This window comes from Nocardia sp. NPDC003482 (assembly GCF_053588115.1).
On the sequence record NZ_JBSFPI010000005.1, the window covers coordinates 18,849 to 33,924 of the forward strand.

The following is a 15,076-nucleotide window of genomic DNA, read 5'->3' on the forward strand; positions in this document are numbered from 1 at the left end:
ACGAATGGGTCTCCGCAATGGCGCGGGGACCCTTTTTCTATGTAGTACATGCACACCTCTTATTCCTGCGTAGTTCGCGAGACTCCGGCCTCCATCAACTGGCTCGAGCCAGTCTTGCCAACTGGCGCAAGCCAGTGTTAAAGTGGCTTAAGCCAGTTGAACAGGGAGGTCATCGTGCAGGCATTGAGGATCGCGCCCCAGGAGGCGCTTCGTCCGGGACGGCTGAATGCCGCGGGTTGGTGCATGTATTGCGGTGAGCGGTGGTGTGAGTCGGCGCGGTGCGTGTCGATCTACGCGCGGTCGTTCTGGGTGGAGTGCGATCGGTGTGATGGCACGCAGCGGATCGACGGTCAGGTGGGTCTGTGCGGGTGGTGCTACGGCGGTCTGATCGAGGCGGAGCTGGGCGATCCGGTGGCTCCGCTGGCCGTGGTGCCTGAAGTGGTGGCTCCCTCGGCCGCGGAGGTCGCGGAGCAGGAGGCGGCGCGGCAGGCGCGGTTGCTGGGTGCGGATGCGTCGGCGGAGTTGCGTGAGGCGGCGGGGCTGGTGGCTCGCCCTCCGTCGGATGGGGCGCGTCGGGTGGCGGTGAGCGATCCGGATTACCGCCCGGCCGCGGGTATGGCGCACGTCCCGGGGTGGGGGCTGTGATGGCGAAGAAACTGGACGAGCTGGAAGCCAAGCTGCTGCTGTTGGGGATGGACGCGCTGCCGGTGCGGGAGCGGCCGTTGCTGATGTGGCTGGTGCGGGTCGGCGCGGATGTCGGGGCGGACTTCCTGGAGTTCACCCAGGCGCAGGGGATCGACTTCCAGGAGATGGCGACCCGGTGGAACCGGATGGGGTTGCTGGCGACGGGCTACGACTGGGAGCGGGATTGCTCGTTGTGGATGCCCTCGGATCGGGCGGTGGATCTGGTGTACCTGTCCGAGACGGAGTGGGTGATGGCGACCATGGCGAACCCGGTCGATCTGGACGCGCTGGACGTGTCGGGGGTGGCCGCGTGACGGAACCTGTTGTCACGGAACCGGTTTCGGATGTCACGAAACCCGAGGACGCGCGGCGTGCGACGGCGGCGGATCGTCGGGCGCGGCTGAATTTGGTGGAGTTGGCGCAGGCGACCGCGGACCGGTTCGAGGTGTGCAAGCGGCCGTTGGTGATGACGGCGACCGGGCCGGATGGTTCGACGGAATATGTTGGCGCGCCGTGTAAGTCGACGTTGGAGTGCGTGTGTCCGGCGTGCGCGAAACGGGCGTTGCGCCTGCGGATTCAGCAGTGCCGGGAGGGCTGGCATATCGAGGAGGAACCGGTGACGGAGAAGAACGAACCCACCGAAGCGCAAACCGACCTGATCCGGGCGCGGGCGGTGCTGGTCGATGAGTACGGCAAGGCCAAGACCGAGGGCGACGTCGACGCCATGGGCGAGATCGCCGAACTCGTCGCGGAGTTGGATCACGAGTTGCGCGCCTCGGGTATCCGCGGGAAGTTCCCGCCCCTGGAACCGCGGGAACGCACCGCGCGGAAGCGGTCGACCAGGCGGCGCCAGGCGGTCCCGGACCTCCCGCGTAGGAAGGTGGATAAGACCACGGTCGGGCGGGTGTACGCGGGCAAGTACCGGCCGTCGATGTTCCTGACCCTCACCTTGCCCTCCTACGGCCGTGTCGGCCCGGACGGGGCACCGATCGACCCGGCCAGCTACGACTACCGGCAGGCGGCGCGGGACATCATCCATTTCGCGGCCTTGTTCGACCGGTTCGTGCAGAACTATCGGCGGGCGTCGGGCCGTGACATCCAGTACTTCGCCACGGTCGAACCTCAACGGCGCGGTGCCCCGCACATCCACATGGGTATCCGCGGCACGGATGCGCGGCAGTTGATTCGCGAGATCGCGGCGGCGACGTATCACCAGGTGTGGTGGCCGCATTTCGACCGCGAGGTGTACGCGCCGGGCCGTCTGCCGTTCTGGGACTACAAGGCCGGTCGTTTCGTGGACCCGGACCGGATCGACCCCGACAGCGGGGAGCGGGTGCCGGTGCCGACGTGGGATGAGGCTTTGGACGCCATGGACGCGGTGGATGAGTTGGAGCCTGCGCATGTGGTGCGGTTCGGGTCGCAGATCGACGTGAAGGGCATCTTGGGTGGCACGGAGGAGGCGGGCCGTCATATCGGCTACCTGACCAAGTACCTGACGAAGTCGATCGGGGACGTGATCGAACCCGAATCCCAGAGGGCGGCCGATCATTACGACCGGTTGCACGCGGAGTTGCAGCGCACGCCGTGTTCCCCGTCGTGCGGGTTGTGGTTCCGCTACGGCATCGTCCCGAAGGGCGCGGGCGCGAAGACCATTCCGGGGGTGTGCAAGGGCAAGGCGCACCGCCGGGACACGCTCGGCCTGCGGGGGCGTCGGGTGCTGGTGTCGCGCAAGTGGACCGGCAAGGATCTCGCCGACCACAAGGCCGACCGGGTCGACTTCGTTCGGCAACGGCTCGCTGAGGCGGGTATCTCGGCTCCGGAGCTGGAGCGGGTGACGATCTCTCCGGCGTCGCCGGGTGACCCGAACGTCCCTCCGCGTGAGCATCTGATCTTGGCCATGGTGAACGACAAGCTGTCCAAACGCGCGCAGTACGACAGGGCGCAGATCGCGTTGGGGGAGAGATCATCTTTGGTTCCACGTGAAACGGAAACCGTTGTAACACAAGAGGATTCGACAGAATCGGACGTGGCATGAGTACGGGAACGGGCACGGGGTCGGCGTATCTGGATGTCGACCAGGCGGCCGTGTACCTCGGTGTTGGGGTGCGGTTCATTCGTCGGTTGGTGGCTGAGCGGCGGGTGGTCTTCTACAAGGTTGGCGGACATTTGCGTTTCAAGGTCGCGGACTTGGAGGCGTACGCCCAGGCGGGCAAGGTCGAGCCGGTCCGGGTCCGCTGGAGTGGTGGGCGGGCGGTGGCCTGATGGCGGGTAAGCGGCGTCGGTTCGACAACGTTCGTAAGCTGCCCTCGGGTCGGTATCAAGCGTCGTTCCCTGCCCCAAATGGCAAGCGGCAGAACGCACCTCATACTTTCCGTACCAAGACCGATGCGGATCGTTGGCTGGTCCAGGTAGAGACGGATATCAGTCGTGGCACGTGGCTTGATGAGGGCTTGGGGCGACAGCGGTTCGGCGAGTACGCCAAGGAGTACCTTCGCGATACGCCGGATATTGGACCGCGTTGGCAGGAGACCTGCCTGCGTAATCTGCGCTTGCACATGGTGACGCTCCACGACATGCCGTTAGCGGCGATCACTCCTGCCGTGGTGCGGCAGTGGTACGCGGAAGCGATGGCGGGCTCCGGCGGCAAGACCTCGATTGCCCAGTCGTACCGGTTTCTGCGGGCGGTGATGAACAACGCGGTCCGCGAGAAAGCGATTTCGGCAAACCCGTGCCAGGTGCGCGGTGCCGGTTCGGATCGAGCGAAGGAACGGCCGATCGCGACTCCAGCCAAAGTGGAAGCGCTCGTAGACGCGATCACCCCGCGGTATCGGGCGGCCGTGCTGCTGGCTGCGTGGTGTGAACTCCGGCGCGGTGAACTGTGCGCACTGCGGACAAGCGACGTGGACGCCGATGCGGGCGTGGTGTGGGTGTTTCAGAATCGCGTTGAGCTGCTGGAGAGTCCGGTCAAGTTCGATAAGGCACCGAAAACCGCGGCTGGCGTTCGCGCCGTGGCAGTGCCTCCGCATGTGCTGCCGTACCTCCGGAAACATCGGGACGAATGGGCTGGTCCTGACCGGTTCTTCGTCGGCCAGGATGGCCTGCCGATGCGGGGAAATGCGATCTCGCAGGCGTTCAACCGCGCCAAGAAGATCGTGGGGTTTGAGGGCAGCTTCCACGATTTGCGCCACACCGGGCAATCGCTGTCGGCGGCTTCCGGGGCCACGCTGGCCGACCTCAAGAAGCGGGCTGGGCATGCCTCCGATGCGGCGGCTTCGCGCTACCTACACGCTGTTGCTGGCCGTGATCGCGAGATCGCAAAACGGCTGAGCGAGTTGGCCGCCAACGGAGATGCGGCGCTGTTGCCTCCGGGGATCTTCATGCGCTAACGCGCCGGTGCGTGTTGCACATGGATTGCACATGTACACGCGGATAACCGACTGACCAGGGGAGATGTGCCCGCTTTGGGAGCGGAGGTGGAACTCCGCGACGGTGATCGCGTAAGTGCGTGCGAACGCGGTGGCCTGGTCGGTGTCGACGGCGTCGGGCCCGCGCGCGTCCTGGTAGCCCCAGGCGTAGCCCTCCGCGCGCAGATAGGCTTCGACAACCTCTGGCGCGACTTGTAGAGCGTCCCGGAATCGCTCGACGTCGATCATCGCGCGAATGACCGCGTCGTCAGTCATGGCAGCCTCCTCCGGCCGGGGTTGTCGAATGCGGGATCATTTGCCGCAGGCGGTAGCCGGTCAGGACGGCCGAGCGGTCGCGATGGACCACGGGATTGGCGAAGTCGCAGGCGACCACTTCGGTGTCGGGTTGTCTGAGCCGCCAGCGGTTGCGGAACAGCGAGGTATCGATGCCCTTCGACGGTTCCAAGATGACGCCGGTGCCCGCGACGAACCGCTCGTATTAGCGGCTTGCGTGCCAGGGCCTGTCTAGTTCTCCCGTCTAGTCCATTCGTTCAGTTCTTCAGATTCATCAGTGCCCCGGTTCGCCCCGCCGACCAGCCTTCAACATCTCAACCGAGCAGACACCACCACGAAAACCGCTGGTCGGCGGGGCGATCCGGGGCGCACACATGGGGGCGCATATCTGTGCGCCCCCCATGTGTGCGTAGCAATCTTGCCCCACAACGTTGATTCGGTAGACCTTCATCGCGTTGTAGGGAAGGATGCATCCGTGGCGGATGATCAATCGGACGAAAGCTTGAACAGCCCGGATGCAGACCCAGCAGCACTTCTGGGATTCAAGGAACGCATCCTTGCGCTGGTTCTCGGCATCTCGGGTGGAGTGCTGGGGCAGTCGCAGCTTTCGTGTCCGACAACCAAGCCGGCACAGCCGCACTATTCGTCGTGGCAGCTGCGCTGCTGTTGATGGCCGTGCAAGGGACTCCTCTGACACGGTTCGGTTCTGGTGATCACAGCTTCGAATTCGTGCGGAGAAAACTCGGTCGTGAATTGATCGAGCAAGGGAAACTGGAGGAAAACGGTGAGGCAGCTCAAGCATACACCGAGGCTGCTGAGATCGTAGAGCCCAGTATCGCCAGCAATATTCACGCGAGAGCAGCACTATGGGAAGCAGAACTCATTGAGGCACTGACACGCATATCCGGCTCTCATGTCAGAAGAGGGCACCTTGACTACGGTGTGGACTTATCCGTCAGGTATTCGGAAACTACAATTGGAGTAATAGTAAAATATGCGGACCAGTATCGGCACCCAATAATTCTTCCGCGACTACAAGATCCAGTAATCCGAATGAATAATCGGGTCTCGCCCCTACTCATCATAGCAAATGATGCCGATCCGATACTGTTGATAAGTTTTACAATTGGCTGGAGGGCGCTGACCGTCGCAATATCAAGCTGGTTGTATGGAATGGACGTCGTGATGACTCTGCGCTGCAAATGACAATGACTGACCTTGCGGCGAGCGTTTAATGGGTTTCCATCTCAATCCGATGCCGCGTCAGCCGGGGCCCCTCGCCTTAACCCGCTTCGACAGTAACCATCGCATAGCCGTGTTGCGTTAAGTTGGGTTGTACCGGGGAGTTCGCGTAGCCTCAGCAGCCGCGGACGCATAAATAACGACACAAGGGGGAACCTTGACTCATCGTCCACGCAGCCACGAGATTGCATCGATCGCCGCTGCCGCCGTTTCACGAATGTGGACAGACCAAGGCGCAGCGGTCGAGGAAGTTAGAAATGACTACGGCGAAGATCTTCTGGTACAAACGTCTCACAACGGCGAAATGGACGATTCTCGAATCTGGGTGCAGGTCAAGGGGCGCGAAAAACTCTCCTTGTCGAAAAGGGCAGGTTCGCCGCCGAATTTGGTGGTTGACTCAAGCCATGCACTCAGATGGGTTAATACGGCAGACCTCGTTGTAGTCGTACAATGGGACATTACCAGAAACACTGGCTGGTACGTAATCCCCAAAGACGTTATTAGGTCGTACGATCTGCTCGAATCCGGACGTCCTACAATAGGCTTAAGATTCGAGCCTAACCTAATCCTGGATGCTGAGGCAGTAAACCGAATTACATGGGACGCCAGACTCTGGCATGCTAGCCGACGGATTTCTTTTGCACGCCTATCGGATATCAACAGCATCGAAAGTCTAGATAGACCCCATAAAGCGGGCAGCCAGGAGGCGGCTGTCACGCTGCTGCGCTTGTGGCACAAGATGGGAATCGAATTCGACGAATCCGGGAGCCCTCGCGGAAAGTTCGATCGTCTCGTCAGGAGTGCATACAAGAACCTACTCGAAGACGACGACGATTTTATCCGAGACTCTAATAATCGATTCCTAGCGTCCATTCAGTTATCATTACTCGCAACAATTCAGAAAGTGGCGAATACCGGTCTAGATACTAATCTGATAGTCGAAATGTCCGAAGGTATGGCAAATGTCTACATGAGTGCGTACGGCGACATCGACGCCTGGGAGAGGAGCCGCCAAACATAGCGCGCGCGTTGGGACCGACTTGGGACCACACGCTGCACACGCTGGCAAACAATCCCTGGTAGCGAACACAGCCTGCAAAGATGCGTATCGTGCCCGACGTGCGCAAACGGTAAATCCGGATTCTGGGGGTCAAGGGGTCGCAGGTTCAAATCCTGTCAGCCCGACCGCCCAGCCGGCGCCAGGTGGTGAGCGTATCCACGATCTTCGGGAGTGGCATTTTCAGCGCTCGGTCCAGCCGTTCGCCCATGTAGCAGTGCTCACACCGCAGTTGGCAGGCCTCGGTGATGTAGAGGTAGACGTTGCGGAAGCGCCCGTACGCCACACGGTCGATCTTCTGTGGCTCGGGGACGTTTCCACCCCTGGGCATCCGGGCGTGGCCATACCCGTTGCCACTGAGCTTCAGCGACGGCATGGGCAAATTGGTACTCGTCATGACACTGGACTCCGTGAAATGAGAAGCGGCGCAAGCAAATTGGCCGCGCCGTCGATGGTGTTGGTGGTGTCGAGCTGCGTGACCGCCAAGCCGGAGGCGGCGAAGCTCTCGCGAATGCCTTCAGCCGCTTGGTGGTAGCGCTGGAGCCGGGCTTTGAACAGCCGCGGCGAATCTCCGCGCCTCGGATGGAGCAGGCCGCCGCACCGGCTACACGCCCAATCGTCATCATGCGCGGGTGCAGCGGGGAGCCGAGGATCGTGAATCGGATCGTCTTCGCATCGGTGGCAGACCTTGCGGCTCCGGGCTCGCTGCTTCAAAGTTTTTGCATCCGTGACGATCTCGACCGGTTCGATATGCACGGGCGGCAGCAGCGGCCAGAGCGTTGCGAGCAGTTGGCTCACCTGAGAGCCGGAACCGGGAAAGTTGTCCAAGAGGACCGTATGCACCGTGGGATCAGCCTGGGCGCTCGCGAAATAGGAACGGAGCGCATCGGCCACGGTGAACTCATCAATCCAGCCCAGGCGGGCGCTATCCGTAGCGGTGGCGGCAAGTACCTCCTTCGGAACATGTTCGCGCAGACGGAAAATGGTCCGGCCTGGCGACAGACCGAGGTGGAGCGTGAGTGTTGTTTTTCCTGCGGCCGGTGGGCCGAATATGGGCACTACCAGGCTCAATGGCATGGCCAACCCCTTTCGATAGGACCGGGTGTGTCCGGTCCTAAGGGTCGGTTTTGCGCCGACATGCCACCACGGCCACGGCGAATGCGCGGTATACATGAAACGTATATCCATCCGGAAAATCCGGTGGTAGCGTCGATCGACCAGGGCAAACGGGGTGGTAAGGGTGCCCCAACGACCAAACCGGAGTGGCCACCATGACGCGCGTACCCGACCAGCAGCGCTACTGCGCTCGCTGCGGGAGCAGGCTCAATAGCTACAACGGCGAAACACTATGCGGCCCTTGCGCCGTCGATGCTCGTAGTGAACTGCATCAGCCTCCAGCCGTGCCGTTCGCGTTCTGGCAGACGGACCAGATGCGCGATGCACTTGCCACCTGGCACATGGGCCGCGTGATCTTCGCCTACCGCAACCACCCGTACCATCGACAGCCGTTACCGCAAGAGCGGCTTGCGGAGTGGCTTGGGGTGACGCAAGCGCAGCTAAGTCGACTGGAAAAGGGCTCGGCCCCGGAGAATCTGTCCAAGCTGCGGCGGTGGGCCGAAACCCTGAACATCCCGCCGGAATTGCTGTGGTTCAAGCTGCCAGGGACTGCGATCGCTACGCTCGAAGACGTGAAGCGCCAGGATTTTCTACGTGCCGCCCTCGGCGTCACAATGACGGGGGCCGCCGCGCCGCTGCTTGAGCTGCTTAGCACCTTGGAGCCGACTCCGGTTCCATCCCTGGTCGGTCCGACCGAGATCGAACAGATACGCCGAACGGCTCGCGAGTTCAGCACTTGGGACCACACCTACGGAGGCGGGCTGGTTCGAGAAGCGGTCGCCGCGCAGCTCCGGTACGCCGTTACCCTGCTGAATGCTCGCTGTTCGGAGAAGTATCGAACCGACCTTCAGAGCGCCGTCGGGTTCCTCGGCCACACCGCGGCGTTCATGGCCTTCGATGCCTACGCGCATGCCGATGCTCGAAGTATGTTCCGCTTGGCTTGGACATGTGCCGAAGAAGCCGGCGACTGGCACCTTCGCGGCAAGGTGCTGTCGTCGATGGCCCGCCAGGCGATCTGGTGCGGCAATCCCGATGACGGCCTGACCTACATCGAACTGGCGATGGTGCGCTCGGACCGGCTGACGGCGACCGAACGCGCCATGTTGCATTCAGCAAGGGCACGGGCACTTGCCAAACTGCACCGGGTCGAGGAGGCGGCGCAGGCGGTTGGTCAGGCCGACGAGGAGTTCGCTCGCTCCTCGCCGCAAAACGATCCGCCCTGGATGAGCTACTACGACGCAGCGCAGCACTCCGGCGATACTGGCCATGCTCTGTTTGACCTGGCACTTCAGGGTCAATTCGTCACCGAGGCCCGTTCGCGGCTCCAGGCTGCCGTAGAGGGGCACACTGAGGCGTACGTCCGGTCCAGAGCGATTTCGGGGATCAAATTGGCGTCGCTCACTATGGCGACCGGCGATCCGGACGAGGCGACTACCTTCGGCAATGCGGCATTGCTCGACGCCGGACACATTCGGTCACGGCGGGCGGCTGACAACCTGCATGAACTGGCCGGCTTTTCTGAAAAGCACTGCGCCGTAACCGAAGTCGAGGAGCTTCGGACACGGATCAAAGCAACTGTGGCGGGCGTATGACCGCTGAGTCGGCCGCGGGCGATACCCTCGGCATCCTGCGTGCTGCCTGCGCGAAGGTTGGGCAGGACGCCGAAGGTGCGGAACTGCTGCGTCGGAGTGAGAACGCCATCTACCGACTGCCGGGCAACATGGTGGCACGAGTCAGTCGACCCGGGCAGTACGCCGCTGCTCAGCGTGAGGTCAATGTCGCGCGGTGGCTGGAGACCTCCGGCATATCCGCTGTTCGGGCCGTGCCGGACATAGAACAGCCCGTCGACATCGAGGGCCGGTCGGTCACGTTCTGGTGGGAACTGCCGCCACACCATCACGGCACACCCGCCCAGGTTGCCGCCGCGCTCAAGCAGCTTCACGCGCTGGCGCCGTCGGCGGATTTCACGCTCGGAGAGATTGCGCCGTTCGTCCGGCTGGAGGAGCGGATCAAGGCGGCCACCATTCTCAGCGATGATGATCGGGATTGGATATTCGGGCACCTCGCGGAGCTTCGCGAACGATGGGAGCAGTTGCCGGAGGGCTTGCCGTGGTGCGTGATTCACGGTGATGCCTGGGTGGGCAACGTGGTCGCTGCCGACGACGGCCGCGTGATCCTGCTCGACTTGGAACGGACGTCGATCGGACCGCCGGAGTGGGACTTGGTACATACGGCGATCAAGTGGTCGTCGTTCGGGTGGATCAGCGCGAAACAGTACAGCGAGTTTTGCGATGTCTATGGGTATGACGTCACAGCGTGGGAGGGGTTCGAGTTGCTGCGGGACATCCGGGAGTTCCGGATGACGACGATGGCGGTGCAGACAGCCTCAATCGACCCTGATTGGCGAGACCAAGCCGATCACCGGCTCGCGTGTATTCGAGGCCAGAAGGGCGAGCGACCGTGGAAAGGATGGGGTGCGCTCAGCTAAGAGCACAGGACCGCGCCCACCTCTAAGGGAACTCCATGACGACGCGTAACAGGTATTCTCAATACCTTCAAATTCTGTTACTTTTATCATATGCAGGGGAGTAAAGTGTGACGAATTCCGAAAGCGAAACACTGAGCCCGCCACCGGGCTTCAAAGCGTTAACGTTGCATAACTGGCGTCAGTTTGAGAAAGTGGAGATCGACTTTCACCCTCATCTGACAATTCTCACGGGAGCCAATGCGACAGGCAAGAGTACAATTCTTGGCATTCTTGGCCGACATTTTAACTGGGCGCGGTCATACTCCGCATCCCCCGTGCGGCGTGACGGTAAAGAAAATGTTGAGTGGACTACTTTCTGGGAACGGAACGCTGACGAGCAAACTATGGCACCGGTCAGCCATGAAATGGTCGAGATCGGCAATCTTACTTACGGTTTTGGTGGGTCTGCACCGATCAGCGTGCCCGCTCGTCCATCGGGAAATAATCGGCGAACTGACTACGACCTGCATATGCCCCATTCCTCTGAGGTTAAAGGCGCTTTCCTTACCTCTCACCGGACGATGACCAATAGTTATACCCAAGTTGACACGATTCCAACAATATTCGGTGACGCTAATCAGATTTTCGAGCAGTTCACTTCGGAAATACGCACCCGATGGGCCGGCGGATATAGCGGGAGGAGTCCACAACGCGCACTGAAGGAATCACTCATCGCAGCCGCAACGTTTGGCGGACGAGGGAATGATTCTGTTGATTTCAATCCCGAAGCCGCTGCGGTGTGGAGTGGTTTTCAAGAAGTTCTGAAAAAAGTGATGCCACGCTCTGCGGGATACACGGGCATGCGGGTCAATGTGCCTGACGTGATAGTACAAATGCGCTCAGGAGACTTTCTCCTGGATGATGTCTCAGGGGGTTTATCTGCAATAATCGAAGTTTCGTGGCAGATTTTTCTGAAGTCTAGGACAGAACCTTCGTTCACCGTCCTACTTGACGAGCCAGAGAATCATCTCCATCCCAGTTTGCAGCGAGAAATACTACCCAGCTTGCTGAGGGCTTTCCCGTCGGTGCAGTTCATTGTCGCTACCCACAGTCCATTCGTTGTAACTGCAACCCCCGACTCGGCAGTCTATGCGTTGGACTATAACGAGTCTGAACGCGTCGAATCGAGGCTGCTTGACTATGCAAACAAAGCCGCGAATGCAGACGCAACACTGAGGCGCGTCCTTGGTGTTGAAAGCACGATGCCTCGGTGGGCAGAAGAAGCTTTCGATGAAATCGTCAATCGTTATGCGACAGGCCCTTTGGACACTGAGCGCCTCAGAGCACTTCGGAATGAACTTAAAGAACGCGGCCTAGATATGGAGTTCCCCGATGCTGTTATTGCCTTGACCGATCGGGACAAGCCAGGGACATCGGCATGAGGCAATTGACCAAAGGTGAGAAGCCGGCAATCCTTAAGGAAAAAGAAGAGGAGTGGACAGCTGCCTATGTCGCTGCGGTCGTAGCTGGACGTGAACGAAAGCCTGAGCATTGGCGAGATCCTCAAATCAGGACCGCTCTCAGCGATGAAACTTCTGGAAAGTGTGCCTACTGCGAAGCGCTTATGGCGGATATCTCATATCCACATGTAGAGCATATGATTCCAAAGAAGCTCAAGCCTGAACTAGCTCATCAGTGGACCAATCTGACGTGGGCATGCCAAGTGTGTAATACAGAGAAGGGCGACTTCTACGATGAAACCGAAGGGCTAATTAATCCGTACGAAGACACAATAGCCAGTCATGTACATTTTTCCGGCCCGTATTTGAGCCCCCATCTTGGAGCTCAGCGTGGGGAAATGACTGTAAAGCAGCTGAAGCTCAACAGAATGGATCTGGTACATGCGCGAGCAGAGAGGCTAACCAAGGTTTGGGAAATGTTGGAGCGCTGGCATTCCGCGACGGGTCCTCGCCGCGAGATTTTGGCCGATACCATTCGTTTAGATGCTACTGACGGGGAGTTTACTGCGATGGTTCAAGCATATCTTCGAGGTCTTGGTTTCCCTGTTGATACTGAGGTGGAGACGCAATAACGGATGACGATACAGTTGACCGCTATGTATCCTTACTCGGGTTCACAATAACACCCGTCTGCTGCGCTCCCTCAGGACTTTCCGTTAAGACAAATGTCACCTTGTCGCCTCTAAAAGTTGTAGTCCCGACAGCATATCGAGCTACATCGTTGCCAGGACCATCGGGCATGACGTACGTCAGCTGTCGATGTTCAAGCGAGGGTGCCTCGACGCCCAAGCTATTCTCGATGGTGACATGCGCGATCCGCCACAACTGACTGTCTTCATTTGCCCTGAGAAATAACTCCACCGGAGCCTCACTCGCTGCCACGCGGACTGTTGTCATATCCACATCTAGGGTAAGGTTCTTTTTATCGCCCGTTGACTGCTGCAATACCTCAGCGATTTGGCTTCCGCTGCCCTCGATAAGGTTGTCGACCAAGGTCTGCCCATTCATCTGCACCGTGCCATCTGATCCATAAATCGGAATGTCCGTGGAGATGACAATCGTCTGGCTCTGATAGCCAGGGCGTTCAAGCTGAACTGTGACCGCTTTAGGGAGGGCTCGGAAGAAGCGAAGAGTTTGTGTTACGAGAGAACTTGCCACTTCATCCGGCAAGGCATCAATTTTGCTGAGCGACGAGACCAGCTTGATATCCAGGTCGGTGTAGGCAGCAGCATGAGGCGCAGCAGTAGCGGTAAACCCCTTTTCAGAGACAAGAATCAGGACGTGGGTGGGCAAACGCCGATGCTTGGCGTACATCTCCTCAACGAAGTCAATGCCGTGCTTGCGGTCGCTGCCTGAGGCCTCATCGCTACGGCACTCGACGCTGATCGTCATCAGGTTCCCTGCCATCATCGTTTGGATGACAGTGTCGACCTCTCGGAGCTGGCCCGTACCCCTATCGGGCAACATTGCCGATTCGGTCACCTCCGCGTCTCCGCTCAGGTGCGAGTACACCGTATGGATAACTTGCTGAAAGAGATTCGTCCGCTTCGGCACAACTCACGATATCGCGTGTTCGAGCGGGTCGTTGACCTCCCCCGCGGATGAGCTGGACTACGTCCCTGCAATACCCAGCACCGCAGCACGCACACTACTCTTCGCCTTGCCGATCCGCCGTGCGATCTCGCTGTACCCAAGCCCCTGCTCGTGGAGTTGAACCGCCATTTCGATCTGTTCCTCGCTGAGCCCTTGCCGCCGCATCTTCACCCCCGCCTCTCGGAGGAGCTTCAACACGGCGGTCTTGGATAGGCCGAAGCGCCTGCACAACTCCGGCGAGGAGGTCCCCGCCTCGTAAGCTGCCGTCAGTTCGGCCACCACAGCGGAAGATAGACGCCTGTCCAAACGCCGAACCTTAACCGGCACAGCGCCCTCCGGTTGACGTGGGGGAGCTGCGTCGATTCGCTCGATCACTCGACGGAGTTGGTCAGCGGACCATTGGTTCGAGTACCGTCCCAGTATCTCGACACGGAAGAACCCTCTCTGACCAGCGTTGTAGGGGTTGTTCGCATCTCACACCACCCGGAGAGCGGGACCAGAACGGGACCGTAGGTGTTTCGACAGCTTGTCGCCTGCCCCGGTGACCTCGCGGAGATCCGGGTGTAGGTACTTTTCTGTCGTGCGGCTGGCGGCGTGTCCGGCGATCTTCTGGAGGATGTGCAGTGGGACCCCGGCATCGTCCATCCACGTCAGGCCCGTGTGCCGCAGATGCTCATACCCCAGCACGCCGACCACCTCATCCCAATGCGTCGCGTCCCGCAGCACGCCCGTGGCGATCCGGCCACCGCGAGGGCCGCGGAACACCGCGCGTCCGGATCGTGACCAGCCACCGCCAGCCGAGCCGCGACCGGTTGCCGAACTTCCTCGATCAGCGGAACCGTCCGAGCGCGATTTCCCTCGGTGCCCTTGTCATCCAGCCCGCCCGGCGACGGAGTGGTCTGCCGCCGCACCCGCCACGTCCACGACTCCGGGTCGATGTCGCGCACCCGGCACCCGGACACCTCACCGATCCGGGCCGCGGTGCAGGCGGCGAAGATCACCACGTCACCCCAGCCCTGATACCGATCAGCCGAGCGCTGCACCAACGCGACCAAAGATCTACCGATAAACGGAAGTAAGGAGTTGCACGTGACCGATTCGGGGCGGGTTACATACTGTCTCCAGTGGGATTTCGACAGTCACCAGCCGATCGAACTTTACTCGGAAACAGTTGCGCGTGAACGTGAGATCGCTGGCGAGCAGTACACTGTGGCGATATTCGACAATTACCCCAACGTGCCGGATGTCGTATTGGAGATATTTTGGCAGAACGATCACGCTGGCGTTTGGTTCATCGACGAGCGCGGACGGCAGTCGCTGAGCTATACTTTCCGAAAAGTGGATGCCGGACGGCTTTTTCTCGGTGACATGATCGAGTACTCATATCCTGACGTCGATGCGGAGACGCTGTCCGGGGCGTGGAAGGTCTGCTTCGTGAGCTTCTCCGAAGATGGAATGGTAAGTGAAATAGTGTACGATCATCGGGAGCACACGAAAGAGACTATCGAACGCGGCGACGTAGATGTGTCCATCATGTGGGAAGCTATACCGGAATTTGGCAATTGGTCGTCCCTGGCCCGTTGGGACAGGAGCGGGGTGTAGAGCCCGCGAGATGAGTCGTTCTCACCTCTGACACACCGTGAATAACGTTGGCGTGCGTGGCATTCCGTGAAACCCCTCCCCGTTGGATGGGACTGTC

Annotated in this window: 21 protein-coding genes; 13 read left to right on the plus strand and 8 right to left on the minus strand. The window is 60.4% G+C overall.

The genetic code is table 11. The features are described 5' to 3' along the window. Positions 1-174: 174 nt before the first annotated feature. From ACWDSJ_RS09200 to ACWDSJ_RS09220, 5 genes are read left to right on the plus strand one after another with little or no spacing between them, the layout of a single operon-like run. Entirely contained in the window at positions 175-645 is a 471-nt protein-coding gene (locus tag ACWDSJ_RS09200; protein ID WP_450030476.1) for a hypothetical protein, read from the plus strand. Beyond that, positions 645-998, plus strand: coding sequence for a hypothetical protein (locus tag ACWDSJ_RS09205; protein ID WP_450030478.1), 354 nt, complete (start codon positions 645-647; stop codon positions 996-998). Before ACWDSJ_RS09200 ends, ACWDSJ_RS09205 begins: the two co-directional genes overlap by 1 nt. Continuing rightward, a complete protein-coding gene (locus tag ACWDSJ_RS09210) occupies positions 995-2,719 on the plus strand; it encodes a replication initiator (protein ID WP_450030480.1) in 1,725 nt (574 codons plus the stop codon). The genes ACWDSJ_RS09205 and ACWDSJ_RS09210 overlap by 4 nt, the downstream gene beginning before the upstream one ends. Further along, positions 2,716-2,946, plus strand: coding sequence for a helix-turn-helix domain-containing protein (locus tag ACWDSJ_RS09215; RefSeq protein ID WP_450030482.1), 231 nt, complete (start codon positions 2,716-2,718; stop codon positions 2,944-2,946). The genes ACWDSJ_RS09210 and ACWDSJ_RS09215 overlap by 4 nt, the downstream gene beginning before the upstream one ends. Further along, a complete protein-coding gene (locus ACWDSJ_RS09220; protein ID WP_450030484.1) occupies positions 2,946-4,070 on the plus strand; it encodes a tyrosine-type recombinase/integrase in 1,125 nt (374 codons plus the stop codon). The genes ACWDSJ_RS09215 and ACWDSJ_RS09220 overlap by 1 nt, the downstream gene beginning before the upstream one ends. On the opposite strand, the gene ACWDSJ_RS09225 is transcribed toward ACWDSJ_RS09220, so the two are convergent. Together ACWDSJ_RS09225 and ACWDSJ_RS09230 are read right to left on the minus strand one after the other, a co-directional pair. Further along, positions 3,966-4,364, minus strand: a complete 399-nt coding sequence (locus ACWDSJ_RS09225; protein WP_450030486.1) for a hypothetical protein — start codon at positions 4,362-4,364, stop codon at positions 3,966-3,968. The genes ACWDSJ_RS09220 and ACWDSJ_RS09225 overlap by 105 nt on opposite strands. After that, the gene (locus ACWDSJ_RS09230) at positions 4,357-4,554 is read right to left on the minus strand and encodes a hypothetical protein (protein ID WP_450030488.1); all 198 of its coding nucleotides are present in this window, start codon (positions 4,552-4,554) and stop codon (positions 4,357-4,359) included. Before ACWDSJ_RS09230 ends, ACWDSJ_RS09225 begins: the two co-directional genes overlap by 8 nt. A gap of 303 nt (positions 4,555-4,857) precedes the next feature. Between ACWDSJ_RS09230 and ACWDSJ_RS09235 the strand changes: the two genes are divergently transcribed. The 3 genes from ACWDSJ_RS09235 (at position 4,858) to ACWDSJ_RS09245 (ending at position 6,645) form a co-directional block, all read left to right on the plus strand. Continuing rightward, positions 4,858-5,052 carry a hypothetical protein gene (locus ACWDSJ_RS09235; protein ID WP_450030490.1) on the plus strand — a complete coding sequence of 65 codons (195 nt, stop codon included), beginning with the start codon at positions 4,858-4,860 and terminating at the stop codon, positions 5,050-5,052. Next, entirely contained in the window at positions 5,031-5,588 is a 558-nt protein-coding gene (locus tag ACWDSJ_RS09240) for a hypothetical protein (RefSeq protein WP_450030492.1), read from the plus strand. The genes ACWDSJ_RS09235 and ACWDSJ_RS09240 overlap by 22 nt, the downstream gene beginning before the upstream one ends. 193 nt (positions 5,589-5,781) lie before the next feature. Further along, a complete protein-coding gene (locus ACWDSJ_RS09245; RefSeq protein ID WP_450030494.1) occupies positions 5,782-6,645 on the plus strand; it encodes a DUF4365 domain-containing protein in 864 nt (287 codons plus the stop codon). 145 nt (positions 6,646-6,790) lie between these two features. Here ACWDSJ_RS09245 and ACWDSJ_RS09250 read toward each other — a convergent pair whose 3' ends face one another. Beyond that, on the minus strand, positions 6,791-7,078 hold the full coding sequence (locus ACWDSJ_RS09250) for a hypothetical protein (RefSeq protein ID WP_450030496.1): 288 nt from the start codon (positions 7,076-7,078) through the stop codon (positions 6,791-6,793). Next, positions 7,075-7,758, minus strand: a complete 684-nt coding sequence (locus ACWDSJ_RS09255; RefSeq protein WP_450030498.1) for a hypothetical protein — start codon at positions 7,756-7,758, stop codon at positions 7,075-7,077. The genes ACWDSJ_RS09250 and ACWDSJ_RS09255 overlap by 4 nt, the downstream gene beginning before the upstream one ends. 323 nt (positions 7,759-8,081) lie before the next feature. Between ACWDSJ_RS09255 and ACWDSJ_RS09260 the strand changes: the two genes are divergently transcribed. The 4 genes from ACWDSJ_RS09260 (at position 8,082) to ACWDSJ_RS09275 (ending at position 12,356) form a co-directional block, all read left to right on the plus strand. Then, positions 8,082-9,389 carry a helix-turn-helix domain-containing protein gene (locus ACWDSJ_RS09260; RefSeq protein ID WP_450030500.1) on the plus strand — a complete coding sequence of 436 codons (1,308 nt, stop codon included), beginning with the start codon at positions 8,082-8,084 and terminating at the stop codon, positions 9,387-9,389. After that, positions 9,386-10,285 carry a phosphotransferase enzyme family protein gene (locus ACWDSJ_RS09265; protein WP_450030501.1) on the plus strand — a complete coding sequence of 300 codons (900 nt, stop codon included), beginning with the start codon at positions 9,386-9,388 and terminating at the stop codon, positions 10,283-10,285. The genes ACWDSJ_RS09260 and ACWDSJ_RS09265 overlap by 4 nt, the downstream gene beginning before the upstream one ends. Positions 10,286-10,392: 107 nt before the next feature. Further along, a complete protein-coding gene (locus ACWDSJ_RS09270) occupies positions 10,393-11,706 on the plus strand; it encodes an AAA family ATPase (RefSeq protein ID WP_450030503.1) in 1,314 nt (437 codons plus the stop codon). Next, positions 11,703-12,356 carry an HNH endonuclease gene (locus ACWDSJ_RS09275; RefSeq protein WP_450030505.1) on the plus strand — a complete coding sequence of 218 codons (654 nt, stop codon included), beginning with the start codon at positions 11,703-11,705 and terminating at the stop codon, positions 12,354-12,356. Before ACWDSJ_RS09270 ends, ACWDSJ_RS09275 begins: the two co-directional genes overlap by 4 nt. A 22-nt stretch (positions 12,357-12,378) precedes the next feature. Here ACWDSJ_RS09275 and ACWDSJ_RS09280 read toward each other — a convergent pair whose 3' ends face one another. From ACWDSJ_RS09280 to ACWDSJ_RS09295, 4 genes are all read right to left on the minus strand, one after another. Continuing rightward, on the minus strand, positions 12,379-13,266 hold the full coding sequence (locus ACWDSJ_RS09280; RefSeq protein ID WP_450030507.1) for a hypothetical protein: 888 nt from the start codon (positions 13,264-13,266) through the stop codon (positions 12,379-12,381). 129 nt (positions 13,267-13,395) lie between these two features. Then, positions 13,396-13,656 carry a helix-turn-helix domain-containing protein gene (locus ACWDSJ_RS09285; RefSeq protein ID WP_450030509.1) on the minus strand — a complete coding sequence of 87 codons (261 nt, stop codon included), beginning with the start codon at positions 13,654-13,656 and terminating at the stop codon, positions 13,396-13,398. A 195-nt stretch (positions 13,657-13,851) separates the two neighbouring features. Beyond that, positions 13,852-14,022: a hypothetical protein gene (locus tag ACWDSJ_RS09290; protein WP_450031019.1), complete on the minus strand. Its 171-nt coding sequence runs from the start codon at positions 14,020-14,022 to the stop codon at positions 13,852-13,854. 5 nt (positions 14,023-14,027) lie between these two features. Continuing rightward, on the minus strand, positions 14,028-14,420 hold the full coding sequence (locus tag ACWDSJ_RS09295) for a hypothetical protein (protein ID WP_450031037.1): 393 nt from the start codon (positions 14,418-14,420) through the stop codon (positions 14,028-14,030). Between the two features lie 46 nt (positions 14,421-14,466). Here ACWDSJ_RS09295 and ACWDSJ_RS09300 point away from each other — a divergent pair, with 46 nt between their 5' ends. Beyond that, the gene (locus ACWDSJ_RS09300; protein ID WP_450030511.1) at positions 14,467-14,979 is read left to right on the plus strand and encodes a hypothetical protein; all 513 of its coding nucleotides are present in this window, start codon (positions 14,467-14,469) and stop codon (positions 14,977-14,979) included. Positions 14,980-15,076: the final 97 nt, after the last annotated feature.